Source organism: Marinagarivorans cellulosilyticus (assembly GCF_021655555.1).
GTDB lineage: Bacteria > Pseudomonadota > Gammaproteobacteria > Pseudomonadales > Cellvibrionaceae > Marinagarivorans > Marinagarivorans cellulosilyticus.
Map to the genome: position 1 here is coordinate 5,232,852 of NZ_AP023086.1, position 21,651 is coordinate 5,254,502.

Annotated in this window: 19 protein-coding genes; 5 read left to right on the top strand and 14 right to left on the bottom strand. The window is 46.1% G+C overall.

The window, feature by feature from the left end; genetic code table 11:
* Window positions 1–589 precede the first annotated feature (589 nt).
* From MARGE09_RS21230 to MARGE09_RS21250, 5 genes are all read right to left on the bottom strand, one after another.
* Entirely contained in the window at window positions 590–1,357 is a 768-nt protein-coding gene (locus tag MARGE09_RS21230; protein WP_236985179.1) for a BPSS1780 family membrane protein, read from the bottom strand.
* Window positions 1,358–1,654: 297 nt separating this feature from the next.
* Window positions 1,655–2,023: a hypothetical protein gene (locus MARGE09_RS21235; protein ID WP_236985180.1), complete on the bottom strand. Its 369-nt coding sequence runs from the start codon at window positions 2,021–2,023 to the stop codon at window positions 1,655–1,657.
* A gap of 226 nt (window positions 2,024–2,249) precedes the next feature.
* Entirely contained in the window at window positions 2,250–2,591 is a 342-nt protein-coding gene (locus MARGE09_RS21240; protein WP_236985181.1) for a hypothetical protein, read from the bottom strand.
* A gap of 499 nt (window positions 2,592–3,090) precedes the next feature.
* Window positions 3,091–4,374 (bottom strand): DUF1552 domain-containing protein, encoded by a 1,284-nt coding sequence (locus MARGE09_RS21245; protein WP_236985182.1) that lies wholly within the window; start codon window positions 4,372–4,374, stop codon window positions 3,091–3,093.
* A gap of 30 nt (window positions 4,375–4,404) precedes the next feature.
* The gene (locus MARGE09_RS21250) at window positions 4,405–7,437 is read right to left on the bottom strand and encodes a DUF1592 domain-containing protein (RefSeq protein WP_236985183.1); all 3,033 of its coding nucleotides are present in this window, start codon (window positions 7,435–7,437) and stop codon (window positions 4,405–4,407) included.
* A 424-nt stretch (window positions 7,438–7,861) separates the two neighbouring features.
* On the opposite strand from MARGE09_RS21250, the gene MARGE09_RS21255 reads away from it, so the two are divergent.
* The gene (locus tag MARGE09_RS21255; RefSeq protein WP_236981837.1) at window positions 7,862–9,094 is read left to right on the top strand and encodes an ISL3 family transposase; all 1,233 of its coding nucleotides are present in this window, start codon (window positions 7,862–7,864) and stop codon (window positions 9,092–9,094) included.
* Window positions 9,095–9,685: 591 nt separating this feature from the next.
* Here the strand turns inward: MARGE09_RS21255 and MARGE09_RS21260 are convergent.
* On the bottom strand, window positions 9,686–10,756 hold the full coding sequence (locus MARGE09_RS21260) for a hypothetical protein (protein ID WP_236985184.1): 1,071 nt from the start codon (window positions 10,754–10,756) through the stop codon (window positions 9,686–9,688).
* Window positions 10,757–11,077: 321 nt separating this feature from the next.
* Window positions 11,078–11,509, bottom strand: a complete 432-nt coding sequence (gene gspG / locus MARGE09_RS21265) for a type II secretion system major pseudopilin GspG (protein ID WP_236985185.1) — start codon at window positions 11,507–11,509, stop codon at window positions 11,078–11,080.
* Window positions 11,510–12,106: 597 nt separating this feature from the next.
* Between gspG and MARGE09_RS21270 the strand changes: the two genes are divergently transcribed.
* Window positions 12,107–12,979: a TolB family protein gene (locus tag MARGE09_RS21270; RefSeq protein ID WP_236985186.1), complete on the top strand. Its 873-nt coding sequence runs from the start codon at window positions 12,107–12,109 to the stop codon at window positions 12,977–12,979.
* Here the strand turns inward: MARGE09_RS21270 and rarD are convergent.
* Window positions 12,960–13,859 (bottom strand): EamA family transporter RarD, encoded by a 900-nt coding sequence (gene rarD / locus MARGE09_RS21275; RefSeq protein ID WP_236985187.1) that lies wholly within the window; start codon window positions 13,857–13,859, stop codon window positions 12,960–12,962. The two genes, MARGE09_RS21270 and rarD, sit on opposite strands and share 20 nt — an antisense overlap.
* A gap of 457 nt (window positions 13,860–14,316) precedes the next feature.
* Complete coding sequence (locus MARGE09_RS21280; protein ID WP_236985188.1) at window positions 14,317–14,544, bottom strand: hypothetical protein; 228 nt, start codon at window positions 14,542–14,544, stop codon at window positions 14,317–14,319.
* Here MARGE09_RS21280 and MARGE09_RS21285 point away from each other — a divergent pair.
* Window positions 14,543–16,147: an endo-1,4-beta-xylanase gene (locus MARGE09_RS21285; RefSeq protein ID WP_236985189.1), complete on the top strand. Its 1,605-nt coding sequence runs from the start codon at window positions 14,543–14,545 to the stop codon at window positions 16,145–16,147. The genes MARGE09_RS21280 and MARGE09_RS21285 overlap by 2 nt on opposite strands.
* Window positions 16,148–16,232: 85 nt before the next feature.
* On the opposite strand, the gene traF is transcribed toward MARGE09_RS21285, so the two are convergent.
* Genes traF through MARGE09_RS21300 form a run of 3 tightly spaced genes read right to left on the bottom strand, consistent with a single transcriptional unit; the run spans window position 16,233 to window position 18,802 of the window.
* Window positions 16,233–17,723: a conjugal transfer protein TraF gene (traF, locus tag MARGE09_RS21290; protein WP_236985190.1), complete on the bottom strand. Its 1,491-nt coding sequence runs from the start codon at window positions 17,721–17,723 to the stop codon at window positions 16,233–16,235.
* A 21-nt stretch (window positions 17,724–17,744) separates the two neighbouring features.
* Window positions 17,745–18,044, bottom strand: coding sequence for a putative quinol monooxygenase (locus MARGE09_RS21295; protein ID WP_236985191.1), 300 nt, complete (start codon window positions 18,042–18,044; stop codon window positions 17,745–17,747).
* Window positions 18,041–18,802: a helix-turn-helix domain-containing protein gene (locus tag MARGE09_RS21300; RefSeq protein WP_236985192.1), complete on the bottom strand. Its 762-nt coding sequence runs from the start codon at window positions 18,800–18,802 to the stop codon at window positions 18,041–18,043. The genes MARGE09_RS21295 and MARGE09_RS21300 overlap by 4 nt, the downstream gene beginning before the upstream one ends.
* A gap of 118 nt (window positions 18,803–18,920) precedes the next feature.
* Between MARGE09_RS21300 and MARGE09_RS21305 the strand changes: the two genes are divergently transcribed.
* A complete protein-coding gene (locus MARGE09_RS21305; RefSeq protein WP_236985193.1) occupies window positions 18,921–19,682 on the top strand; it encodes a sterol desaturase family protein in 762 nt (253 codons plus the stop codon).
* 57 nt (window positions 19,683–19,739) lie between these two features.
* On the top strand, window positions 19,740–20,360 hold the full coding sequence (locus tag MARGE09_RS21310; RefSeq protein WP_236985194.1) for a hypothetical protein: 621 nt from the start codon (window positions 19,740–19,742) through the stop codon (window positions 20,358–20,360).
* Here MARGE09_RS21310 and MARGE09_RS21315 read toward each other — a convergent pair.
* Both MARGE09_RS21315 and MARGE09_RS21320 read right to left on the bottom strand, forming a co-directional pair.
* Window positions 20,338–20,688: a VOC family protein gene (locus tag MARGE09_RS21315; protein ID WP_236985195.1), complete on the bottom strand. Its 351-nt coding sequence runs from the start codon at window positions 20,686–20,688 to the stop codon at window positions 20,338–20,340. The genes MARGE09_RS21310 and MARGE09_RS21315 overlap by 23 nt on opposite strands.
* A 20-nt stretch (window positions 20,689–20,708) precedes the next feature.
* A complete protein-coding gene (locus MARGE09_RS21320) occupies window positions 20,709–21,614 on the bottom strand; it encodes a polysaccharide deacetylase family protein (protein WP_236985196.1) in 906 nt (301 codons plus the stop codon).
* Between the last annotated feature and the right edge of the window lie 37 nt (window positions 21,615–21,651).

Sequence of the window (21,651 nt, forward strand, 5' to 3'; positions counted from 1 at the left end):
AACTGTAACAATTAAATGTTTGACCTAGAAACCGCAGTTGAGAGTCAAAAAGATGCGTATTCCGTTGGTGTGCATGGCGTGTAGTAAAAAGGTGTAGTAACCCCCATGGATTGGGGAAATGCAGATCACGCAGGAGCGGTTATCTGTCACCTTATTGGGAATGAATAGCGAATCCAGTGTTGATCAAGTCTTTCGAAGTAAGTGGCTGCGTAAGGTAAAAAGAGTGCACTCTAGAACTGAATAGCGGGTAAGCATCGTTCGTTTAATCTGGGAAAATATCACACGGTAGGGAAAAGAAAAGCCACTACAGATAGTAGTGGCATTAATAATCTTAGGGCACCTCTAAAAATAGTAATTTTTTTGTGAGAGCAAGGAAGCACCGCCCGGAGAGCCGCAGTTTACGTGGTGTAAATCATTCAGCGCATCCATGCGCTTCACCCTTCGGGCAGCAAGCTGTGCAAATTGATCCTCCAATTTGTGAGGACTCGAGGACGGAGCTAATGTCCATGGATGGACTGAATACAGGTTTTGCAGGAGCAAAAAACTGTAAGCCGCTATCGCGGAAAAAGTGCATTTTCAGAGATGCCCCTTAGTCGACATAGACTTCTTTAAAGCCAATAAACATGGATGCGAATATCATCGGCCCGACGATTAATAGCCCTAAGCCCAATGGAATAGAAGCCAAAACCACTAGCACCATCATTACAATGCCGTAAATAAAAAATGGAATGATATTTTTTAAGCAACCTAAAAAGCTCATTTTCATTGCAGTGAAAACGCCTTTGTCGCCAAAAAGAATCAAACAGGGAGCAAACCAAACGGCCATGTATAGGGGAATCATTAGCGCTAACGCAACTAACACACCTAGGGCCATTTTCATTGCGCCCTCTTCAGCGATGGCTGTAGTATCTCCACTCATCGCTGCCATAAAAAGGCTGCCCATTGCCAGCACCATAACCCCAAGACTTACAAATAACAAAATGGCGCTTAAACCCAGTAGCGAGCCAAACTTATTTTTAAAGCCGGCAAATAAATGCCCAACCTCTAGTCCTTGATTATCGTGGATAGATTTGCAGCCAATCATTATTCCACCAACCCACACACTTCCCAAAATACCAGCTACGAAGTTTACAACAGGGATAATACTGAGAATGATCATCAGAACAAACCCAATAATACAAACCCCAATCCAACTACCTGCATTACCTTTAAAATAACCGAAGCCATCAAATAGCCAACCCGCGCCGCGACCTGCGCCAACTGTTTGAGCCTCATGTACCACGAACTCACCGCTTTTATTATCGGTGGTGTTTAAATCTGCCTCTGGTGCTTGATAAGGGTTTTCTGCTTCACTCATAATATAATCCTATTTTTTATGGTAAATTTATTATTCTTTGTTTAGTAATAATTTTTTGAAGGTAAATCAAGGCTTTAACTAGGCTGAGTAACAACGAATGAATACCCCGAGTCCATGCCACTCATGAATCACCCACGCACCTAGAATAGCATCATTTTTCTGTAGCTCGGAAGTCACATATAATGAATGTGAAGAATGTTATAGGCAGTGGCGAATCGGGGTAGGAGCACAATGTCGAGGAGGTAATGCGCAGGGGAAGTGCCTGTTTATCCCCACTTCTCCGTATGCAATAACAGCTCACACTTGAGTGATGTCACACAACCACGCTAAAGCATCTTCTCGGGATTCAAAGAGCTTTACATTTTTCTTGCTCTTGTTAAATCGCTCCATCATATATATGGCACTACTGCGCGATAGCGCATCGTAGGTTATTACACCGATATTTCTGATTTTAGTCGATTCGCTCAGTTTGATAAGGGCATCAAATGTGTAGGAGTATTGGGTGGCTTTATCCAATAGTATCGAGATCTGGCTATTCATTTTACCTTCAATGGCAGCAAAAAATTCATCTACCATTTGACCGCTAATTTCTACGCCATCATCTAAAATTATCTCGACGATGTTTTGGTCGATAATTTGTAGCCTGCAAAATGATAACCGGTGCACAGTAGTCCCTTAACTAAACAATGAATAATCGCTGTGGAGGGTACTTAAGGTACGCCATCTTAAGTACATCAGGAGCACGATATTATCTAAAATACAGCAGGTTGTGCAAATTATTCATGTTTGAGGGCGCCGACTTAGGCCGGAATACGGGCAAGGCAATGCCTCTGGGAGCTTTGCTTAATAGGCGCGCCGGCTGGGCTTGAAACGCCCAGCGAAGGTCGGTGGTTTATTGCGGGTTTAAATAGAATTCCACATCGGTGGTATAAGAGTACTGATCAAAGCATATGTACTTATTGCTTAGGTTGGCGACATTCTCTTGAATTTGGCTGTCGTAGCCGGCTAGGGTAACAGTAATGTCAGCCATCGAGCGGTCATTGTCATGGTAGCTAATCATAACCTCGCAGTCATGATCTTCACCCCCCCATTGATAGCGGCACAGTGTATCTCCTGTAACACTGTCGTACACCGTTATGTCGTATACAGGAATTGCTACAGTAGGGCACACGGCACCATCACACCCCATAAGGCTTATCGATGCTGCTAGCGCCAGTAAGCTAGATTTATACATAATTAACCCCGTTTATAATGAGCCATTAGATTGCTTGGCCTGTAAAAATGAGCTTGCCATTCGTAAGGCTAGGCTAGCGATAGGTTTAACCTAAAAACCGCAGTTGAACCATCAAAGTCTACGCATCCCCTTGGCGCACCTGACGCGTGATAAAAATGATTCATCAAAAAAAGGTGACAGATAACCGCTCCTGCGTGATCTGCATTTCCCCCGTCCATGGGGGTTACTACATACTTTTACTACACGTCATGCACACCAAGGGAATACGCATCTTTTTGACTCTCAACTGCGGTTTCTAGGTTTAAGCGGAGGCTAACAAGTGTTTGTGGCGTGCTCTATAGGTAAAACTACGTATAAAGTTGGTTGTGCGAGGGGCATCACCCACTTTACTGGAGCGTGGTTTGGCCAAATGTGGTTTAAGGCTGGCAGGTAATAAACAAAGAGAGTACTGAAATGCTCACACCGCAGCGCTTCCGTGCACTGCGATTTTTAGTAAGCCTTAACTGGCGACGCCAGAAATGTTGCTGCCACCCCAGCCTTTAAAAGCAGGGTGGGAATCGGCGCCTAGAATGCGCGCTGCAGTTTCGAACATATCCATTTGCGATGCACCGCCCACAGAGGTCACGCGCCCAGCGCGTACGCCAGCACCGGCCATAAACATGGGGGTATCAGCTGCACTGTGGGCATTACCATTACCCATATCAGAGTTTTGCACCAGCAAGGTATCGCTTAATAAACCGGCATCTTTCAGTTTGCGCACAGTTTTAGCTGCCAAGCCAAACATATAGCCTGCAGTCGTAATGTACTGGCCCCAGGTTGTTACGTCGTTGTGGTGCGAGCTGTGCAGCTTGTCGTTAAAGCCCGGAATATTAAAGCCACTGGTATCGTCACCCAAACACAAAGAAACCGAAGCCGTAACATTGCAAGACAAAGCCAGCGCGGCAATTTCCAGCTGTAGCTCGGTGTGCGAAGTAAAGTCGCCATCATTACCGGAAGGCATAGCCACATTGCTACAGGTTTGCGTTGTACTTTGCGCTGGCGCACTGCCTCCACCGGTGGCAGGGGCTAACTTGCTTTCGAGGGTTTCTATCGAGCTGAGGTGCTCTTCTAGCTTTTCTTTTTCGTGTTGGCCCAGCACTTTGCTGTTGAGCGTTTTGATTGCATCGCGGTGCAAGTCTACGAATAACTGGCGTGGGTTTGTGCCACCGCCAGTACCACCATCACCACCGGTATTGCCGCCACCACTGCCTAAAGCACTGGTAATGCGCCGCATGGCCGATTGTGGATCGTTAATGGTGTTGATGGTGCCGCCCAAGTCGTCGCGCGTGGGCGAGCCTTGGGTATCTAGCTGGGAAACCCCTAGGTTCAATACATCCAGCGGATGATTAGCCCCAATGGTCCGCGCCATCATCACATCAAAACTCGCTTGGCCATAATAAGAGCCACCAAAACGGAACGGCATAGCGCCGTGACCTGGGTTGGTGGTAGCTGCGCCCACAAGGAAGTTAATATCACCGGCGACACCTTGATCAGCATAACCTTGGGACATCGGCTTCATTACCGAATTGCTGTTCGGCGTGTACAAATCTGGGATTACACCACCGGCCACATACAGCGCAAACGACTTTTTAGGCCCCGTTTGCGCTTCGGCTAAGCGGTTAATCATCATCGCGCCAGCAAGGCCAAATGAGTTTAAAAGCCCGCGACTAATGCCTGCACCGGTAATGGTTTTAAGCAAATCTCGGCGCTGTTTGTCGAACTGATTTTTGTATCTGATTTTCATAAATTCACCTTCAATTCTTTGGGGGCGCCGTTATCGGCTCCAGGCCTTACGGAAACGAATTGAGTCTAGAGTACCTATAGCTTCTAGCATCGACCTAGGGCTACTCTGGTTCATTTCGCCCACCATATCGTTCACATCACAGCCGTAGCCGTCACGCTCTTGCTGCTCGAGGTTTTCAGTTAACGGGCCATCTGCCTCTGTGATGGAATCAACCATTATGCCGGTCGCGTAGTTGTAAAACTGCATGGCTAAACACGATTTAGCCAACCCAGAAGCTTCACCGGTTGCCAACATGGTTGCCAGCTCTTGGCCGCCATTAAAGGGGTAGTGCTCGGTGCTACGGTTGCTATCGCCAAAGAAGTGCAGCTCCATAAAGGGCGAGAAGAAAGCACCTGAAGCATTGATCGGATTACCGGCGTTATCCACGGTGCGGAAGCGGCCTGCCGTGTCGTAATCCTCTAAACCAAAGCCCAGCGGGTTAATTAGCTCAGCATGACATTCCACACAAGGCGTGCCTTCGGTTAAGCGGTGGAAGGTATCGCGGTTGGTAGTGCGCTCGTCATTCAAGAAGGCCTCTAAGCTGCCTTTTTTCTCTTCGCGGCTGGTGCTGACACCGGCCGGCGGTGGCGGCATGTACTGGCACAACATATCGCGGCGAATATAAGTGGCCCTGCGCACCGGCGAAGCCTCGGCAAAGTCACCACGGTTCGCAAGGAAAGCCCCACTCAGTAATAAGCCACCACGGTTAGCCGGCGCTACTGCTTGGAAGCTATTGCCACCTGGGGCGTTAATGCCGTAATGCTGTGCTAAGCGGCTATTAACATAGGTTTTGCCCGGTGCGTACAAGTCGGCAAAGCTGGCGTTGTCGTCCAACATAATGTTTTGGAACAGTAAGCTTAGCTCGGTCACCATGTCGGCTGCGATGTCGTCAAAGTTGCCAAACTGGGCTGGGTCTTTTTGCGTTGCCAATACATCGCGTGTGCTCAACCAGTCGTGTACAAACTCGCCCAATATGGCTTTCGCCGCATCGGTTTCCAGTAGTTTGCTGGCTTCTTGGCGAATGCTATCGGCTGAGTTTAAGCGGTTGTTCTCGGCGGCTAACCACAGACTACTGCCTGGCTGCGGGGTAGAGCGGGTAAAGGTATAGCTCAGGAATGTTGCCATTTCGTAAGAAGACAACGCAAAAGCACCGTTGGCGTCTTGGCCTATTTCATGGCGATACAAGAACTGCGGCGAAGACAACATTGCCGCCAACGCCACTTGCATACCCTGCGCTACGTCACCATCGGTATATTCACCGCGGGCGATAGCTAAATAACCGGGCACATCGTTAGTGCCGTTCTTCTCGGCATTGGTGAGCGGCCGGCGGAAAATGTAAGTGCCGTACTCGTTCACTAAACGCTGGGCGCAAGTTTCGTCGAGGTTGCCACAGCTAAGCCAGTTGAAGTTGGAATCTTTAGACCATTGAGCAATGGTTTCGGCCAGCTGCACAACGCCGTCATACTCAATATCGGTACGTAGGGTAATGTCTTTGTTGTTGATAAATTTACCCTTGGCATCGTCTTGGGGTAAGTAACTGCCTAAGGAATTATCGGTATAGCCAAACAAGTCGCGTACGGTATTGGCGTATTCTTCACGCGTAAGCAACCTGACTAAACGCTCGCCGTAGCTTTCGGGCTGCGAGCAGCTTAGTGCTTTGCGCTCTGGCTGGCTGCGCGGCAAGGTAGCATCGGCAAATTGCGGGTTAATGGGCAGTACATGCCAGCTAACAATGTATTCAGTCACTTTATCGGCGCACACTTCGCCACACGAAGCTGCACCACCTAAAGGCATGCTTGCGGCAATGTAGTCGCTTAACGCATTGGCGGTATAGATGCCTTTCGCCGCTAGGCTTTCCATAGCTTCGTCGTACAGGCCATCTTGGAATACACCCGCTGTTCTTTCACCATCGTGACAACGTTGGCACTGTTCCTCAAAAATCGTTTTGCCTTCTATGTGGGCTAAGTCTTCTGATCCTGTAGAACTATTCGTCGATGAAGACTGCTGACCACCTTGGGCTTCAAGGAAGGCGACAATATCGGTAGCGCACTGCAAGTCACAATCGGCTTGTGGATTATTGCTAGGCGGCATGTCTAGGAAGATGCGTTGAATCACCTGATTACGGTTGCCCGCATTAACGCTGAAATCGCTAGCGCCATGACAAGCACTACACACTAGGCTTGGATCGCTTTCGAACAAGGTTTGCCCTAGCGTTGCATTGCCTTCAGTTGTTGCGGAACTTGATGAAGATGCCGCAGGGGCACTAGAGGACGATGCTTGTGAGCTAGGCGGCATAGTGCCGGACTGACCACACTCAGTACCCAAGTAAAGGCCAATGTTGTCGAGCTGGACATTCACGTTACTGGTGCCCAATAGGAATTGCACCCTAGCTGTCGCATCGTCACTGGAAACCATCATGGTTTGTTGGTAGCTATTCCAACTGCCCGATAAGGCGCGTAATTCGCTGTTGGCGCCGCTAATAATGGCCCAGTTAGAATCTTCGCCGCCATCAATATGGAACAAAATATCGCGCGCATTGCCATCGGTTTTGGCATCAAAACACAAAGTATAGTTGGCGTTTGTTTGCACGCTAACTGGGTGCACAAGCTCAACTTCCCACGTTTGAGTAGAGGCTGCGCTAATAGCAAAATCCAAATAGCCTGTATCCCAAGACAAGGTGGCATTCACCAAGTTAGGTGTTGCGAACTGGGCCAAGCCCTGTGTAAAAGAACCATCAGACAACAAGCTATTGGCGGTAGGGTTACCCTGCGAGCTACTCGATACAATCGCAACGCTAGAGCTGGAGGGTGCCTCGCTCGACACAGCCGTGGCAGAACTTGTGGTTGCAGCGCTAGAACTAGTGGGAACAACGCTTGAGCTAACGACAACGTCACTAGAACTAGAGCCAGGTTGCGGCGCACCGTCACAAGCAAAAAGCGCTAGTGATCCAAGCAGCAGCCCCCCAATTTTAAAAGCTCGGCCAAGGTCGGCCGAACAGGGTTTTTGATACCGTTTTAAGTGCATAGTACCGTTCCTTTCTATTGGAATTTAAGCGAGACAATTTCTGATGGCGCAGGCTTTTTTGCCAGTAAACCAGCTGCCGCTGGGTACCCATAAGCCAAGAGTTGGTGACTTTTCCGCCATTTATGTTTTGTTGTGTGCAGTGGATGCTGGGGCAAAACCACAATCTGAACAGTGACCGCCTTCAAGAAAACGGGGGTTTTGCGAATTTTTTTACTTATTTGTCGAATAGTTTTAGTTAATTCGCCCTAGTTTCATCGTTTTGAGGTGGGGGCGTTTGTCTTGGGGGGACCCCCTTATTGCGTTTAGGCTATAAAGGACGATCCATACAGGGTCTTCTCCGCTTTAGTGAGGTAAAAAGAGATGCTAAGACCCGCCATATCCGTTGAAATGTAAGGTTCTCACGCCACTACACTTAAACGAATATATGAGCCTTAACATCTCCAGCAAAATTTTGAGCCTTCCTGGTCAGCGTGTCAAACAAGTTCAGCATGACTTGGCCCTGCAAAGATTGACTATACACTGCAAGCGAGACCGTCGTTATAGAGCGATTGACCCGTCAAGTAATGAGGCGGCCAACATCAACCGATACTTGCGCAGAACGATCCGTGATGTCCCTTTGTGTGGCTTCGAGTGCTATTTGGAAGTTGAGCTCGCTCAAGTTGTGACGACTTGCGGTAGGCGTCTAATGGAGGCTTGCGAATTTGTCGATACAGGCAATCGCTATACTCAAAGATTTTGCCAGTTGGTGAGCGGATTGTGTCGCCATATGAGTATCAGCACGGTCAGTCGGCACCTAAAGCTACGATGGGAAACGGTGAAAAATATGGATAAATTTCACCTAGAGAAAACGTTGCCTGCACTTAATCCTGAAAAATTAATTGACTTAAAATATCTTGGGGTCGATGAAGTCGCTAGAGCCAAAGGCCATGATTATATGACGGTGATTTATGACATGGAATCCGGTCATTTAATTGGCGTTGAGACAGGCCGTAAAGCCGAGGTGTTGACAGCGTTTCTAAAGCGCTTACCAGCACAAACCGCTGAAAACATAGAGGCGGTAGCCATGGATATGGGGCCAGCCTATCAAAAATCGGTACGCGAATGCTTGCCTAATGCTGACATTGTTTTCGATCGGTTTCATGTGATGCAAAACTACAGTAAAGCCATGAGCAATCAGCGTAGGATCGAGTTCAGAAAGGCGGATCGCGCAGGCAAAGAGCAGCTTAAAGGTACCCACTACCTGTTGTTAAAAAATGCCGACAAGTTAAATGATAAACAAGCCAATAAACTCCAGACATTGCTCGAAAATAATTCCAATATCAATACACTTTATATACTCAAAGAGCAGCTCCAAGCTTTGTGGAATGCAGGGAATTATGACGCCATGATGAATGCATTGGAGCAGTGGTGCGACATCGCGGAACAGACGAATATGCTCTATCTCAAGAAATTTGCAAAGTCACTAAGGAAGCATAGCGTAGGCATTTGTAACTACGGAAAACACGGGCTGACTAGCGCCAGAATTGAAGCCGGCAATGTCAGCATTGGCATGATTCGCAAGCGAGCAAGAGGCATCAAGGATACCGAGTACTTCAAGCTAAAAATAAGGCAATCATCGATGCCTGACGAGCAATCCATGTTCTATGGAAGCCACTAGATCACCTCACTAAAGCGGAGAAGAGCCTCCATACATTCAAAAGTGTACTATCGACTAGCGGCGCCAAAAGCGCATTCGAAGGGCAAATAACCGCCGATGTTTATCCGGCGCATGCAGCATTTGGCGCTAGGGCAGGTAGTTCAATCACGAGTTTGGTATTCAGAAGGCAAAAGAGGAGCGAAGAGATTCGCACTCCTCCTTCTTTATTGGTAAGTGCGAGTGATGTGGGTGGACTAATTATCCGCTGTAACGCAACGAAACGGCTTGCGGAGGCAGCTACCTTGCTTAGCAATTGGCCAATCCGATTTTGTGGGTTTTGTTTAAAATAATGGCCATAATCCTGTAAAAATTTTGTAGATGCGGGGCTATGAAGGTGGCCGCTGATTCTGCCTTTTTGGTCCAGCCAGAGTTAACACTCGCTAAATAAGGCTTGTGGATAACCGCTTCCTTACAGCCACCTGAAGCCTATCGCTCTCCTGGTGCACACCTGCTCTAGCCATTCAAAGCTTGGGCGCCCAAGTGGCTTTGTTATTGGGCTTATTTTGCTGTGGCCTGATAATCATCAATATGGGAAAAACAGCTATCACCAGCTCAATACAAATCTAATACAAGCTCTGTGTATATGGGTGTGCCGCCTGACGTTATAGCATCAATAACAATATGTGCAGAATAATCGTCTGCACTAACGACCTCTAAGGTGCCTTCGTAAGTTGCTAAAATATTGTGACTCATGCTGTCATCGGCAAAAGCATCTGACGTCCATGTTATGGATAACAAAACAGTGCTGCCTTCTAGCTCTGCCCCTTGCCCCAAAAAATTATAGTGCCGACCGGTTTCGAAAATTTTAAAATCTTGATCTGGCGTTTCCACTTCAGCGGTTATGCGTAGAGTCAGTTCGTCGTCACTATAAGGCGCATGAATAGTGTAGCTTTCGTAAACGCTGTAATCTATTGCACCACCGCTAACAACTTCAATTCTCGAGCTATTAAAACTACCGGAAATACCCATATAGGTATCAAGCGGTGTATAAAGAGCAGCGTTAAAGGCCAACCGGCCGAGAGAGCCTGCAGGGTCATCGGATATATGTTCAAACAGTACTGTCGCCCCCCAATGATCGCTGCAGTTGGCTTCAATGCGATAGCTTGTTGGGTCGATAGCAATAACGGTTTCTGTGATGCCTTGCTCACACCATCTTGTTGATCGTTCACCAAGTATAAATAGGCTTCGTTGTTGCTCGAATTCATCCTGCGTTGTTGCGCAGTTATCTTGGCCGAAACAAAATATGCTTTGGGTTTGCGTAGTACTCTCATGCTCTATGGTCAAAATGGATACATCGCGTGAATAAGTATCACGAATATAACTTCGAGTATGCTCTAGGGGTATATAACTACCAGTAGAAGAATCATAAAGCTCGATAGCATTAGTATCGAGACCACCGGTAATGTCCCTAATACTATCTTGATACTCTCTAGTCACTCGCCAAATCCCAGAATTGCTAGCTAGGCCCCTAGGCATTAGCGAGCCCACTGGTTCATGGTTAGTCAGTGATGACTCGTGTTTTAGCGCTAAATCGCTAGGCGAGCTATCACTATCACCACAAGCATTAAGGCCGCCTAAACAAGTCAACATAAAGAGCGAGAGCGGAAATTGGTTTTTTAACATCAGAAACCTACTTGGTTTTTATATGAATAAAGTGATAAAAGTGATACATATAGAGGGTACTTCGTATTAGCAACTTACCATAAAAATCATGCCCTAGATTAATCAATCTTATTTGAATTACCGCCTCTAGGTTCAAGGTTTAGCTTCCAATTCCACCCTACTTATAACCTTACCGTTTAATACAACCCAAGCTATCTCATTATAAGCATCGTCCCATTTAAACCGCCGGAAAGTGGACCGCACACACTCAAATTTTTCTATTTTGTGTGTGCGGTCCACTTTCCTGAGTAGCACTTATGCGCGAAAATTTGAGTTACCCCATTAAAAAATATCACGATAGAAGAAGTCTTTATCAGGCCCAGCACCACCTTCTTGGCCATCTCTCCCTAAGCTATACAATTGAAAATCATCTCCATCAAGAATATAAATATACGGGCGCTCCCACGGGTCTTTTGGCAAGCGTTCTAAATATCCACGTTTTGGCCATTTACGGGGTAGAGGGGCGATGTCTGTTTTAGAGGCTAGCGCATCCAACCCTTGCTCCGTGGTGGGCATGCTGTAATTATCCATTTCGTATGTTCGCAGCGCCGTTTTTATATTGCTAAAATCGGATTTAATACGAGCAACTTCGCCATCCCGTATTTTGCTTATTAAAGCAGGCACAACAACACCTAACATCAACCCCAAAATTATCACTACCACCATTATTTCTATCAAACTAAATCCACGAACTTTAAAATCTATTTTTCTCATAATCTACCCAATCATTAATTTACGATGCCAGCATAGGATATAACAGCGATTGAAAATTCCTTTTTAATTAAAAAATAAATTTTTGAACAAACTAACTTTTAGATGTTCTTATCGATAAATATGAATACAAAGAATTACCATAAAAATGGCCAAACTATTCCAAACAGTACTACCGCTAAGATTCAGTAAGCACTCCATTAGCTTGCAAGCGTAGCTAGGTATTGGGTTTTCGCAGGGGTATTTAATCAAAGCCGCATTTATTAGCTTTTTTGTCTATTTACCCTAGCGTTGCATTAGGTTTTCTGTCCAGGAGTTTTTAGAGTGGTATTTATAGCTTCGAACGGAGATTTTTTGATTAATACTAGTCACTCTAGGTGAGATCCACAAAAATTGAGTACGACGCTAGAAATGCTGCTACAGAAGCTGCGAAGCGATCCTGGGCCAAAAGTTAATGCAACGTTAAGGTTTAGTTACCTGCAGTAAATTTTAACCCTTGCACAACAGTGAAATTTTTATCACGCTGCCTTATTATAACCGCAGCATGCAACAAAACCTGTGCAGCTATATCTTCCTCATACCAACACAATAGGTCACATTATGCCGAGTACACCTTCTTCTATTACCAGTGTTATCGAAGTATTGTCTATGGCAACGGGGGAGCGGCGAACCATTTTTGAGGGGCAGGGTATTTACGAGGCACCTAATTGGAGTCGCGACGGTCAGTTTTTAATTATTAACAAAAATGGACTACTGTATCGCCTACCTGTTAGTGGGGCTGATAACAATGCATCGCTGCATACCATAAATACCGAGTTTGCTAATCGCTGTAATAACGACCACGGTATATCTCCAGGTGGAAAGCGTATTGTAATTAGCCATCACTCAGGCGAATGCGATGAACAATCGGTAATTTATACTTTGCCAATTAACGGCGGCACGCCTTTTCGAGTGACGCAAAATTTCCCTTCGTATTGGCATGGTTGGTCACCAGATGGAAATCAATTAGCCTATGTTGCAGGGCGTGATGGGCAAGACTTTAAAATTTACTCGATTTCCGTTTATGGTGGCGAAGAAACACAGCTAACGTTTGGACCAGGCTTGGATGATGGGCCCGATTACAGCCATGATGGTAAGTACATTTATTACAATTCTTTTGCCTCTGGGCGCATGCAAATTTGGCGCATGTTAGCCAACGGAACTGAGCATACACAGATGGTCGAATCGACAGGCTCTGATTGGTTTCCCCACCCATCACCTGACGGCAAAAAAGTTGTATTTTTGCGCTACCTAGAAGATCAAATACAAGGCCACCCATTTGGTCGAGATGTACAGCTATTTATAATGGATATTGCCAGCCAAACCGTCAGCGCTATTACAGAACCATTCTTTGGCGGGCAAGGGACTATTAATGTGCCTTCGTGGTCACCTGATAGCAGTGAATTTGCTTTTGTTACTTACCGGCAAGGTTAATGGGCTTTTTATTGGCCTGCCAAGTGCCGATTACCATACAAATAATACCCGCCCATACAAACATAAACGTTACAATATCTAAACGGTTCCAGGTTTCATGGTAAAGGAATATGGCAAACGCAAACATCATTGTTGGGGTGATATATTGGCAAAAGCCCATCAGGTAGTAAGGGATACGCGTTACAGCTGCACTGAACGTAATAAGCGGGATACTTGTAATAGGGCCCGCTAATACCAACACAATTAACCAATAATAACTGTGCTCGATAGCGGTAATACTTTGCTGTGATGTAAAACAGAAAAGATAAATAAGCCCAGGAATCAGCAATATTAAGGTTTCTATAAACAAGCCCGTTAGGGCATCCACTTTAAGCCCCTTGCGCACAACACCATACAAACTAAAGACTAAAGCAACCAAAACGGCCAAAATAGGGAATTTATCGACCTGCGCAAACTGTATTGCCAAGCCGGTAAAAACTAAACCGATGGCAATTATTCCCATGCGATGTGTTCGCTCTTTAAATAAAATAAACCCAAATAGCATATTAAATAGCGGGTTAATGTAATACCCCAAGCTTAGCTGTAATACATCATCGGCGAGTGTGGCATAAATAAAAATTAGCCAATTGGCAAGTAACAACATTGCGCTTAGCGCAAGCCTACCTAACAAGCGAATGTCACACAGCGAATGCCGCACCCCCTTTAGCCGCTGGACAGCCAGCAACAAAACAACAGTAAAAAACGCAGACCAAATAATGCGGTGCACAACAATTTCATCCGCAGGCATACCTGCCAGTAACTTAAAGTACAGCGGAAATAAGCCCCAAACGGCATAGGTAAAAACCGCCAGTAGAAGGCCATGCTTAAATTGTTGAGTCACCCTTGGCCTCCATAATGTGTATTTTGTTAGCTTTAATAAGTTAAAGCCTATAGCGTCACCAAGCCTGCGTTGATAGTAACCAACAAAGATATTGTTAAAAAAGGAAAAGCATTTAATCAATTTTGTATTAATGTCTTTCTGACCTTTAAATAGGCATTTAACTATTTACTCAAAATATGATCAGACTCACGCTTTTAAGCCGCATTAATAATTTATTTAATACCATTTAACAGGTTTTTCCCTTTAAATTAGGCCGTACGATTCTACGTTAGGTGAGGTTGTTCTTAACGGCTTGTACTTTGGTGACCTTTGCGTGCATCAATACACCCCCTCGATAAGCAACCCCGCCCTGCAGTGCCAAGCGTTTTTACCTTTGGCACTGGCTGTGATACTCCGAAAATTAAAGAGAACCGACTATGCTCAACAACACTCCCGCCATGCAACAGGCTGTTAAGCGTTATAGCAGTTTGGCATTGATTATTGCAGGTTTAACTGCTTGTACAGGCGCGCCGACCTCGTCATCTTCAAGCACTGCCTCTAGTACAAACACCGCACCGTCTTCAAGCAGCATTACTGTAACATCTAGTAGCTCATCTGCTACGGTTGTTTCTTCGTCATCGTCAGTGCCACTTAGCGCGTCGAGTGTTTCTTCTATTGCACCTAGCTCCTCTAGCGCTTCGAGCATGCCCAGCTACGACATTCCCAGCAATAACTTCGCAGAAAATGGTGATGTTGAAAATGGCACAGCCAATTGGGGTACACGCGGTGATGCTCAAATAGCGCGTACTACTGCCGATAACTATGCGGGTAATGCATCGTTATTAGTGACAGACCGCGGTGATTACTGGCACGGCGCAACCTTTAACGTAGGCCGATTAACAGCAGGCAATATGTACGAAGTTGCCGCATGGGTAAAGCTCGCAGCAGGCGAACCTGAGACTATTTTAAAAATTACCGGCAAGCGCGTTGATGATGCCGATACCGATACCTACCTAGAATACTCAGGCGTTGCCAGCGAAAACGTTACCGCAAATGGTTGGACATTACTGGTTGGTACTTATGTCCCTGATGGCGCTACTGATTTTGAATCATTTATTATTGAAGCCGAAGACGGCTCTGACAACGTAAGCTTTTATGTGGATAATTTTGTCGTAGCAGGCGAGGTTGAAGACGAGCCTGTTGTTACCCCTCCACCGGCAGGCAGCGGCTTAAAAGATTTGGCCAATATCCCAATCGGGGTAGAGGTGAACTTGGAAGGCGGTAGCAAAGATACCTTAAATTCGTCAGCCCGGGTCCAAATTGTACGCGATAACTTTAATCAGGTGACTGCCGAAAACAACATGAAAATGAGCTATTGGTCTGGCTCTAACTACAGTAACCAACAGGCCGACCGGCTAGCCACTTGGGCCAAAAATAATAACACCACAATTCACGGGCACACCTTGGTTTGGCACCCTTGTTATCAGCTGCCTAGCTGGGCTAACGACCAAACGGGTACGGCATACCAACAATCACTAACCAACCACATTCGCGGCGTTGCAAGCCAGCATACCGATACCATCGTGAGCTGGGATGTTGTGAATGAAGCACTATTTGATACCAATGACGAAGGCTCTTACAGCGATTGTCGCTATCAAACTGGCGGCGATGTTGTGAATGGCGTTAACTATCGTCGCTCTGCACACTATGAGGGTATGGGTGCTGGTTATATCGAGCTGGCCTTTAGAGAGGCCGATAAAGTCACCGATGCAGACCTGTACTACAACGACTTTAACACTGAAGAAAACGGTGCAAAAACCGATAGCCTTATTGCATTGCTCAAAGACCTAAACAGTAAAAATGTTCCCATAGACGGCGTTGGCTTCCAAATGCACGTGCTACCTGATTACGCTTCTATTGCGAATATTAAAGCCTCCTGGCAGAAAGTATTGGACTTGAACTACGGCCTTAAAATCAAAATTACTGAGTTAGATGTTCGCGTTAATAACCCTTATGCACCTGGCTGGTCCTACGAAGCTGATGCCGTTAAAAGCTGTAGCGATACGCAGGCACTAGCAATACAAAAAGCGCGTTACAAAGACATTGTTAAAGCCTACTACGAAGTTGTTCCGGCTGAATTGCGCGGTGGTATTACGGTATGGGGAATTTCCGATTCCGATAGCTGGTTTAAAACCATTTCTGGCGGTGGTCGAGATGATATTGTCGGTTGTCCGTTGCTGTTCAACGACAACCTACAAGCTAAACCTGCTTACGAAGGGGTTAAAGAAGCTTTAAACGAATCAAATTAAAGCTGTTGTCTTGATAAAACCAAAGGGCCGAAAGGCCCTTTTTTGTACGTGTTAAAAGTAAAAGGGGAACTAGGTTCCTTACCCCTTAAATGCCGTAGGTAAAACCTAAGTTCAAGTTAAAGCCACGTGGTAAGTCATTGCTTTGAATAGATACGCTATCTAATGTAAAACCAAGGTCTAGATCAAAGTACTTAAACAATGTGGCACCCACTGCACCATAGTTAAGGCGTGTACCTTTTAAATTGCGATGGTGGCCAGCGCGAATAGCTGGCAACCAGCTGATGCTAGGCTTGTATTGCACACTCAGGCTTAACCACTGGTTCAAATCACCCATGGCATCTTGTGCTGCGTTTGTATCTAACGTGCCATTAACCTGCCATTGCTGCCCAGTATTAAACCAACTGCCCTCTAAACGGGCTTGAGTATCTAATTGATAATCCCGCGACCGCTCTAATTGATCGAGTACTTGTGGGCGATCAATTTTGCCATATTGCAAATTAGGGTACTCAAACTTGCTAGGGTAAAGGTTTTTTACCGTCACCCCTGCTCGATAGTGCTGCCCAACCCATAACGCGCCCACATCTGCTGTTAAACCATAGCTGTACTCAAGCTTGCGGTTGGCAATATCATTAAAAAAAGCTTCGGTATCTGAAAGGTCACCAATGCGCCTGGCCACGTTGCTCATACCTATGCGCAGTAAACGCGGTGTCACCCCCACATACCACTGCCCCTTTTCCGAGGGAGCTAGTGCTCGGCTATAACTTGCGGCCAATTCGTATGTACGAGAACCTTTGGTTAACAGGGTACTATCGTTATCCCACGTAACATCCAATTTTTGCTCTGCGGGGTTTACCGTAAGGCTGAGCCCAGCACTTAAATCAAACGTTGTTTCTGGCGAATCTGGGGTTAGCAATTTGATCTCTTCTAGTGCCGCCAAGGCTTGATCTTCGTCGAAATCGAAAGGATCGGCTATGCCAATAGCGCCACCTTGAAGATGCGCAGATAAACGCAAAGCAAGGCTGCCACCCCAAATATCTTGATTAATTAGTAACGGGAAATCGAGGCTGCTATTTATACGGCTATAACCCTCAACACCCACAAAAGCGACCAGTGCCGCCCCCACACTAAGCTCACTTTTTAAACGTTCAATAGCCGCTTGGACATCAGGGTCGTTAATATCAAAGTCCGGCGGTAGCCAGCCAATTGGGCCACCCGGGTTAGGCGGTTCTGTAGGTGGTTCAGTGGGTGGCTCTATCGGCTCAGACGGCCCACCACTACTTGGCTCGTCTTTATCAATACGCTTGGCTAAATCATCAATCAGAGCAAATAAATCATCAATATCACCATATTCCACACCCGCACTTAAACTAGCGCCACCTAAAAACCGGCGTTTACCGGTATAGGTTGCGCGCATATAAGCGCCACTTGCCGGGTTGTGCAGCGCATGAACTTGCGTACCCGGTAACGATGTTTTACCTAATGTAAGGCTTGGCCCCGTTGCTTCTATAGGGGCTGCAGTACTGTTCAAGCTCGTAAGGGACAAAAAAGACAGCAAGATAACGCCAGATTTTTTCATCGGTAGGAAACTCCTTTGTTATTAACAGCCGTAGCCACCCAAAAACTGAGCCGGGTGGTACTCCATAGTCGCAATAATAGGTTTTGCTCTAGCAATTAAAGCCTGAACTTGCTCATTGGATAAAGAGGCTTGATGGTCCTCTTGGCTTGCCCACACTTCAGTGATCAATATTTTAGTATCATCGGTTAACGATTGCTGCACAATGTATCGCTCGCAACCTTTCACAGGTGCCACAATACTCGCGGCCTCTAACATTATTTTGGCTAACGCATTCCCTTCGTTGGGCACCGCCGTGAGTATCGCCTGCATACCAAATTTCATAATTCTCCCCGCGCTGATTCTTTTGGCTTTCGCTGCAAAGCCTGAAATATATCCGGCTCCCAGTTGTCATTAAACGCTAACATTAAACTACTGCTGCGCTTTTCTTTCATGGGTAATTTTTTGTCTTTGTCAGATAACAAAAGATAGTCTTCTATCAAGTGGTTAATTTTACGGCTCAATTCGCGGCACGATTCTGGGCATAACATAGCCCATAAAAAGCGCGTACTCGATGCTTCATTTTGCGGTGCCGCACGTAAGAAATTATCCAATACCGAGCTGGCAAAAAACTTTTGGATAGGACCGTTTGCATGCCATGTGAAATTAGGTGATATTTTTAACCGATAACGATTATTCGCCAACAGCTCAATCACCCCAAACCGATCAAAAACCACAAAAAAACCAATAAGTTCGGCGTGCTCGTATTCGTACTTTTGGTAGATGTCGTCGAAGGAGCACCGATTCAGTAAACACACCCCCACTAATAACAAACGAGGGTTATCCACCAATTGCTGCTCTTGCTGCCAACTTAACTCTGACAACTGCACGCTCGGCTCGGCAGCAAGCTGCATCAGCTGCAGTAAATCCAACCCCAGTAATTCACATAACTGCTCTATACGCTGCAAGCTAAAGCTTTTATCTGCAAAGCAGCGCTTCACGCTGGAGCTAGAGATCCCCAAGTGCTGGCCCACCTGCAAGTATGTAAAGCCTTTATGTTTAAGCTGCTGCTTAAGTGTTAACAATAGTTTTTCGGCATTCATGGCTCGAATTCCAGACCACAACAGGTCGAATTACAGTACATATTTTTAAAAGGCACCACATTGTGAGCCACCGGTGGAATGATAGTGACCAACACATCACTTTGCTGGGACCACCATTATGCTATTACTTTGCTTGGCATTGCTTTACAGCGCAGCGCTTATTCTGTTTTTAATCGAACGCTCGGCGCCTGCCCACCGAGATAACAATACTTCTGCCGAACGCCGCAACTGGTACCAGCGCGCACTGCTCATTAACTCAAGCAATATGGCGGTTTTTTACGCTGTGGATACAGGTTTGAGCTTACTGCAAACGAACGAAGTCATCGTAAACCGAGGGCTTTTAGAAGCCGTGGGCATTCAACTAGAACTGCAAAATGCCCCATTCGCCACCGCGCTACTGGCTTACGTTATTTTTACCTTCGTGGTGTATTGGTGGCACCGCTTACGGCACAGTAATAGCTTTTGCTGGCGCTGGTTTCACCAGTTGCACCACAGCCCAGAACAGATCGAAACACTAACAGCCTATTACATTCACCCGCTGGACCTTATAGCTAACCTACTGATTAGCAATACGATTTTATATTTCATCGTAGGCGCCGACGCCTCTGCTGCCGCAATTTACACACTCATTACTGGGCTCGCGGGATTTCTTATCCACGCCAATATCCGCATACCACGCTGGGTTGGCTTTGTATTTCAAACACCCGCCATGCACCGCTTACACCATAAAAGCGGCCACCATGCCCACAACTACACCGACCTCGTCATTTGGGACATGCTATTTGGCACCTACCAAAACCCTAAAACCCCCGTTGAACGCTGCGGTTTTGCCAAATCACGACAAAAAGCACTGCGCCCATTATTGCTAGGCAAGCGCTGAATAAACCCAAAGCCCCTCCCATGACAATAAATCGCTAAAAACCTGAAGGATACACTTATGCACAGCAGCCAAAACAACCCGGCCATTTACTTTAAAGACTATTTTAGTTACGCAGAACTCGCGCAAGATGCAGCGGTTTTACAAAAGCTGATTCGTTGTTATCGCACGATATTTGGCGAAGACGACACTTGGTGTGAAGACTATAGCGAGCAAGAGGTAAACCAAAAATTACACGCCGAGCTGCGTGGCAATTGTGCCTTGCGGCTTTGCTTAACACCGCTTGATGTTATTGGCTTTTGCTGGGTGCAGCATTTAGACGTTAATGCGATTTATCAACACATTAGCACCATCAAATACTTTCGGGATAACGACGCTCAAGAATTTGATCTACGTAGCGCGCTGAAAAACAAAATCGATCATAGCGCTACTTATATTCACGACCTTGGCATTGCCAAAGCGTACCGAACAACTATTGCGCTGGATCAGCTCATCGTGCCGGTATTGCAGTATAGCTTTGAGCAATCAAACAGCCGCACCTTGGCATTTTGGAGCTTAGAAGAAACGTGCATAAGCCACCTTGCCCAAAAAGCTTACTTAACGCCCTTTTTAAAACTCAAGAATATGGTGTTTTTTTGCGACGATGTAACAGAAGCGTTTATCCCCCGTTTAACTGCGTAATATGCCAAAGCTCTCCCGCCGGCCCCCATAAATAAACCACTTTACCCCAGGGTTCCTGCTTGATGGGTTGGTATTTTACGTTAGGGCTTGAGATGCTTTTGATCGTTTCAAAGGCATCATCAATGTCGCTAACAATTAGCTGCAACATCAAGTTGGAGGCGAGTGCCGGATCAAAGTAGTCTTGTAGAAAAAAAGTACATTCACCTAGCGAAAAGATCGACAGCTTATCGCTGGCAACATCCATCGCAAAACCCAGCGCCTGATAAAACGCCTGTGATTCTTGATAGTCTTGGGTGGGGATAAAAACCCTGATATCCGTTGGCTGCATGGTAAATTCCTCTTTATCAATTATTCCTCGAACACACTGTTTTCGTTAAACAGTTTATCCAAATACTGTTGGTTTTCTGCTGGGTGTCGTAAAAGGCTTTCGCTTGTACCCTTTGCATTTGCCATAGCAGCGATGCGACCTTGCTTGTGAAAGTTTGTTGCTGGCAACTCAGCTGCAATAGGGTCGCTATAGGCTTGTTGCGGTGTGATGATTTCCCAGCCTTGCTGGCGAATATGCCGAGCGAGTTTGGCAAGAAACAGCGCGGAAGTATCGTTTTCGTGAAGTAATAATACATGCTTCGGTGAGCGCCCTAGGGTTTTTACGGCAATAGCATCGTAAAACACAATAGCCTGCCATATCACTTCCACATACAGCGCGCCAAACTTTTCATAATCTATGACTTTGCCTGCCTTTTTAGCATTATTGAGTAACGCATTCATATACCAATCGAAGTTATCGACTGTCACATAACCATTCAAGTAACCCAGTTCTAACAAGCCTGCCTGTAAGGCATTAATGGCAGCAGTATCTTGGCCGTAATGTAAATACGGAAAACGAAAGTAGGGCAGTACATTCGAGTAATCTTTTAGCTGTAGATGTGCCTTGTAAGCATCAATAAGGAATGCATTAACCGGTGTTTTGTTCGCAGAGTGGTGAGCATAGCTATGATTAGCCAAATGATAGCCCGCCTCGATATATTGCTTTAGCCGTTTATCGCCTGATGCATCAATGGCGTCGGCTTTTACGAAAAACAGAGCATCGGGAATAGCAGCCGACTTTAACGCTTTAATGAGCTGATCTGTTCGCTGCTGACCAGACATCACCGCGCTATCGCCCATAGGCGCATCGTCAAAAGTAAAAGCAATCTGCCCGGCAATGCTATTTAACGGTATTAATAACAGCAAGCAGGTAAGGGCAAGCTTCATATGGGTTCCATTGTTGTGTCATATCCGTGCACATAAT

What these genes read in the sequence shown, in the direction of transcription:
- MARGE09_RS21230 (WP_236985179.1), bottom strand. Translation starts at nt 1,357, where the DNA reads ATGAGTGAAGCAGAAAACCCTTATCAAGCACCAGAGGCAGATTTAAAC.
- MARGE09_RS21240 (WP_236985181.1), bottom strand. Translation starts at nt 2,591, where the DNA reads ATGTATAAATCTAGCTTACTGGCGCTAGCAGCATCGATAAGCCTTATG.
- MARGE09_RS21245 (WP_236985182.1), bottom strand. Translation starts at nt 4,374, where the DNA reads ATGAAAATCAGATACAAAAATCAGTTCGACAAACAGCGCCGAGATTTG.
- MARGE09_RS21250 (WP_236985183.1), bottom strand. Translation starts at nt 7,437, where the DNA reads ATGCACTTAAAACGGTATCAAAAACCCTGTTCGGCCGACCTTGGCCGA.
- MARGE09_RS21255 (WP_236981837.1), top strand. Translation starts at nt 7,862, where the DNA reads ATGAGCCTTAACATCTCCAGCAAAATTTTGAGCCTTCCTGGTCAGCGT.
- MARGE09_RS21260 (WP_236985184.1), bottom strand. Translation starts at nt 10,756, where the DNA reads ATGTTAAAAAACCAATTTCCGCTCTCGCTCTTTATGTTGACTTGTTTA.
- gspG (WP_236985185.1), bottom strand. Translation starts at nt 11,509, where the DNA reads ATGAGAAAAATAGATTTTAAAGTTCGTGGATTTAGTTTGATAGAAATA.
- MARGE09_RS21270 (WP_236985186.1), top strand. Translation starts at nt 12,107, where the DNA reads ATGCCGAGTACACCTTCTTCTATTACCAGTGTTATCGAAGTATTGTCT.
- MARGE09_RS21285 (WP_236985189.1), top strand. Translation starts at nt 14,543, where the DNA reads ATGCCCAGCTACGACATTCCCAGCAATAACTTCGCAGAAAATGGTGAT.
- MARGE09_RS21280 (WP_236985188.1), bottom strand. Translation starts at nt 14,544, where the DNA reads ATGCTCGAAGCGCTAGAGGAGCTAGGTGCAATAGAAGAAACACTCGAC.
- traF (WP_236985190.1), bottom strand. Translation starts at nt 17,723, where the DNA reads ATGAAAAAATCTGGCGTTATCTTGCTGTCTTTTTTGTCCCTTACGAGC.
- MARGE09_RS21295 (WP_236985191.1), bottom strand. Translation starts at nt 18,044, where the DNA reads ATGAAATTTGGTATGCAGGCGATACTCACGGCGGTGCCCAACGAAGGG.
- MARGE09_RS21300 (WP_236985192.1), bottom strand. Translation starts at nt 18,802, where the DNA reads ATGAATGCCGAAAAACTATTGTTAACACTTAAGCAGCAGCTTAAACAT.
- MARGE09_RS21305 (WP_236985193.1), top strand. Translation starts at nt 18,921, where the DNA reads ATGCTATTACTTTGCTTGGCATTGCTTTACAGCGCAGCGCTTATTCTG.
- MARGE09_RS21310 (WP_236985194.1), top strand. Translation starts at nt 19,740, where the DNA reads ATGCACAGCAGCCAAAACAACCCGGCCATTTACTTTAAAGACTATTTT.
- MARGE09_RS21315 (WP_236985195.1), bottom strand. Translation starts at nt 20,688, where the DNA reads ATGCAGCCAACGGATATCAGGGTTTTTATCCCCACCCAAGACTATCAA.
- MARGE09_RS21320 (WP_236985196.1), bottom strand. Translation starts at nt 21,614, where the DNA reads ATGAAGCTTGCCCTTACCTGCTTGCTGTTATTAATACCGTTAAATAGC.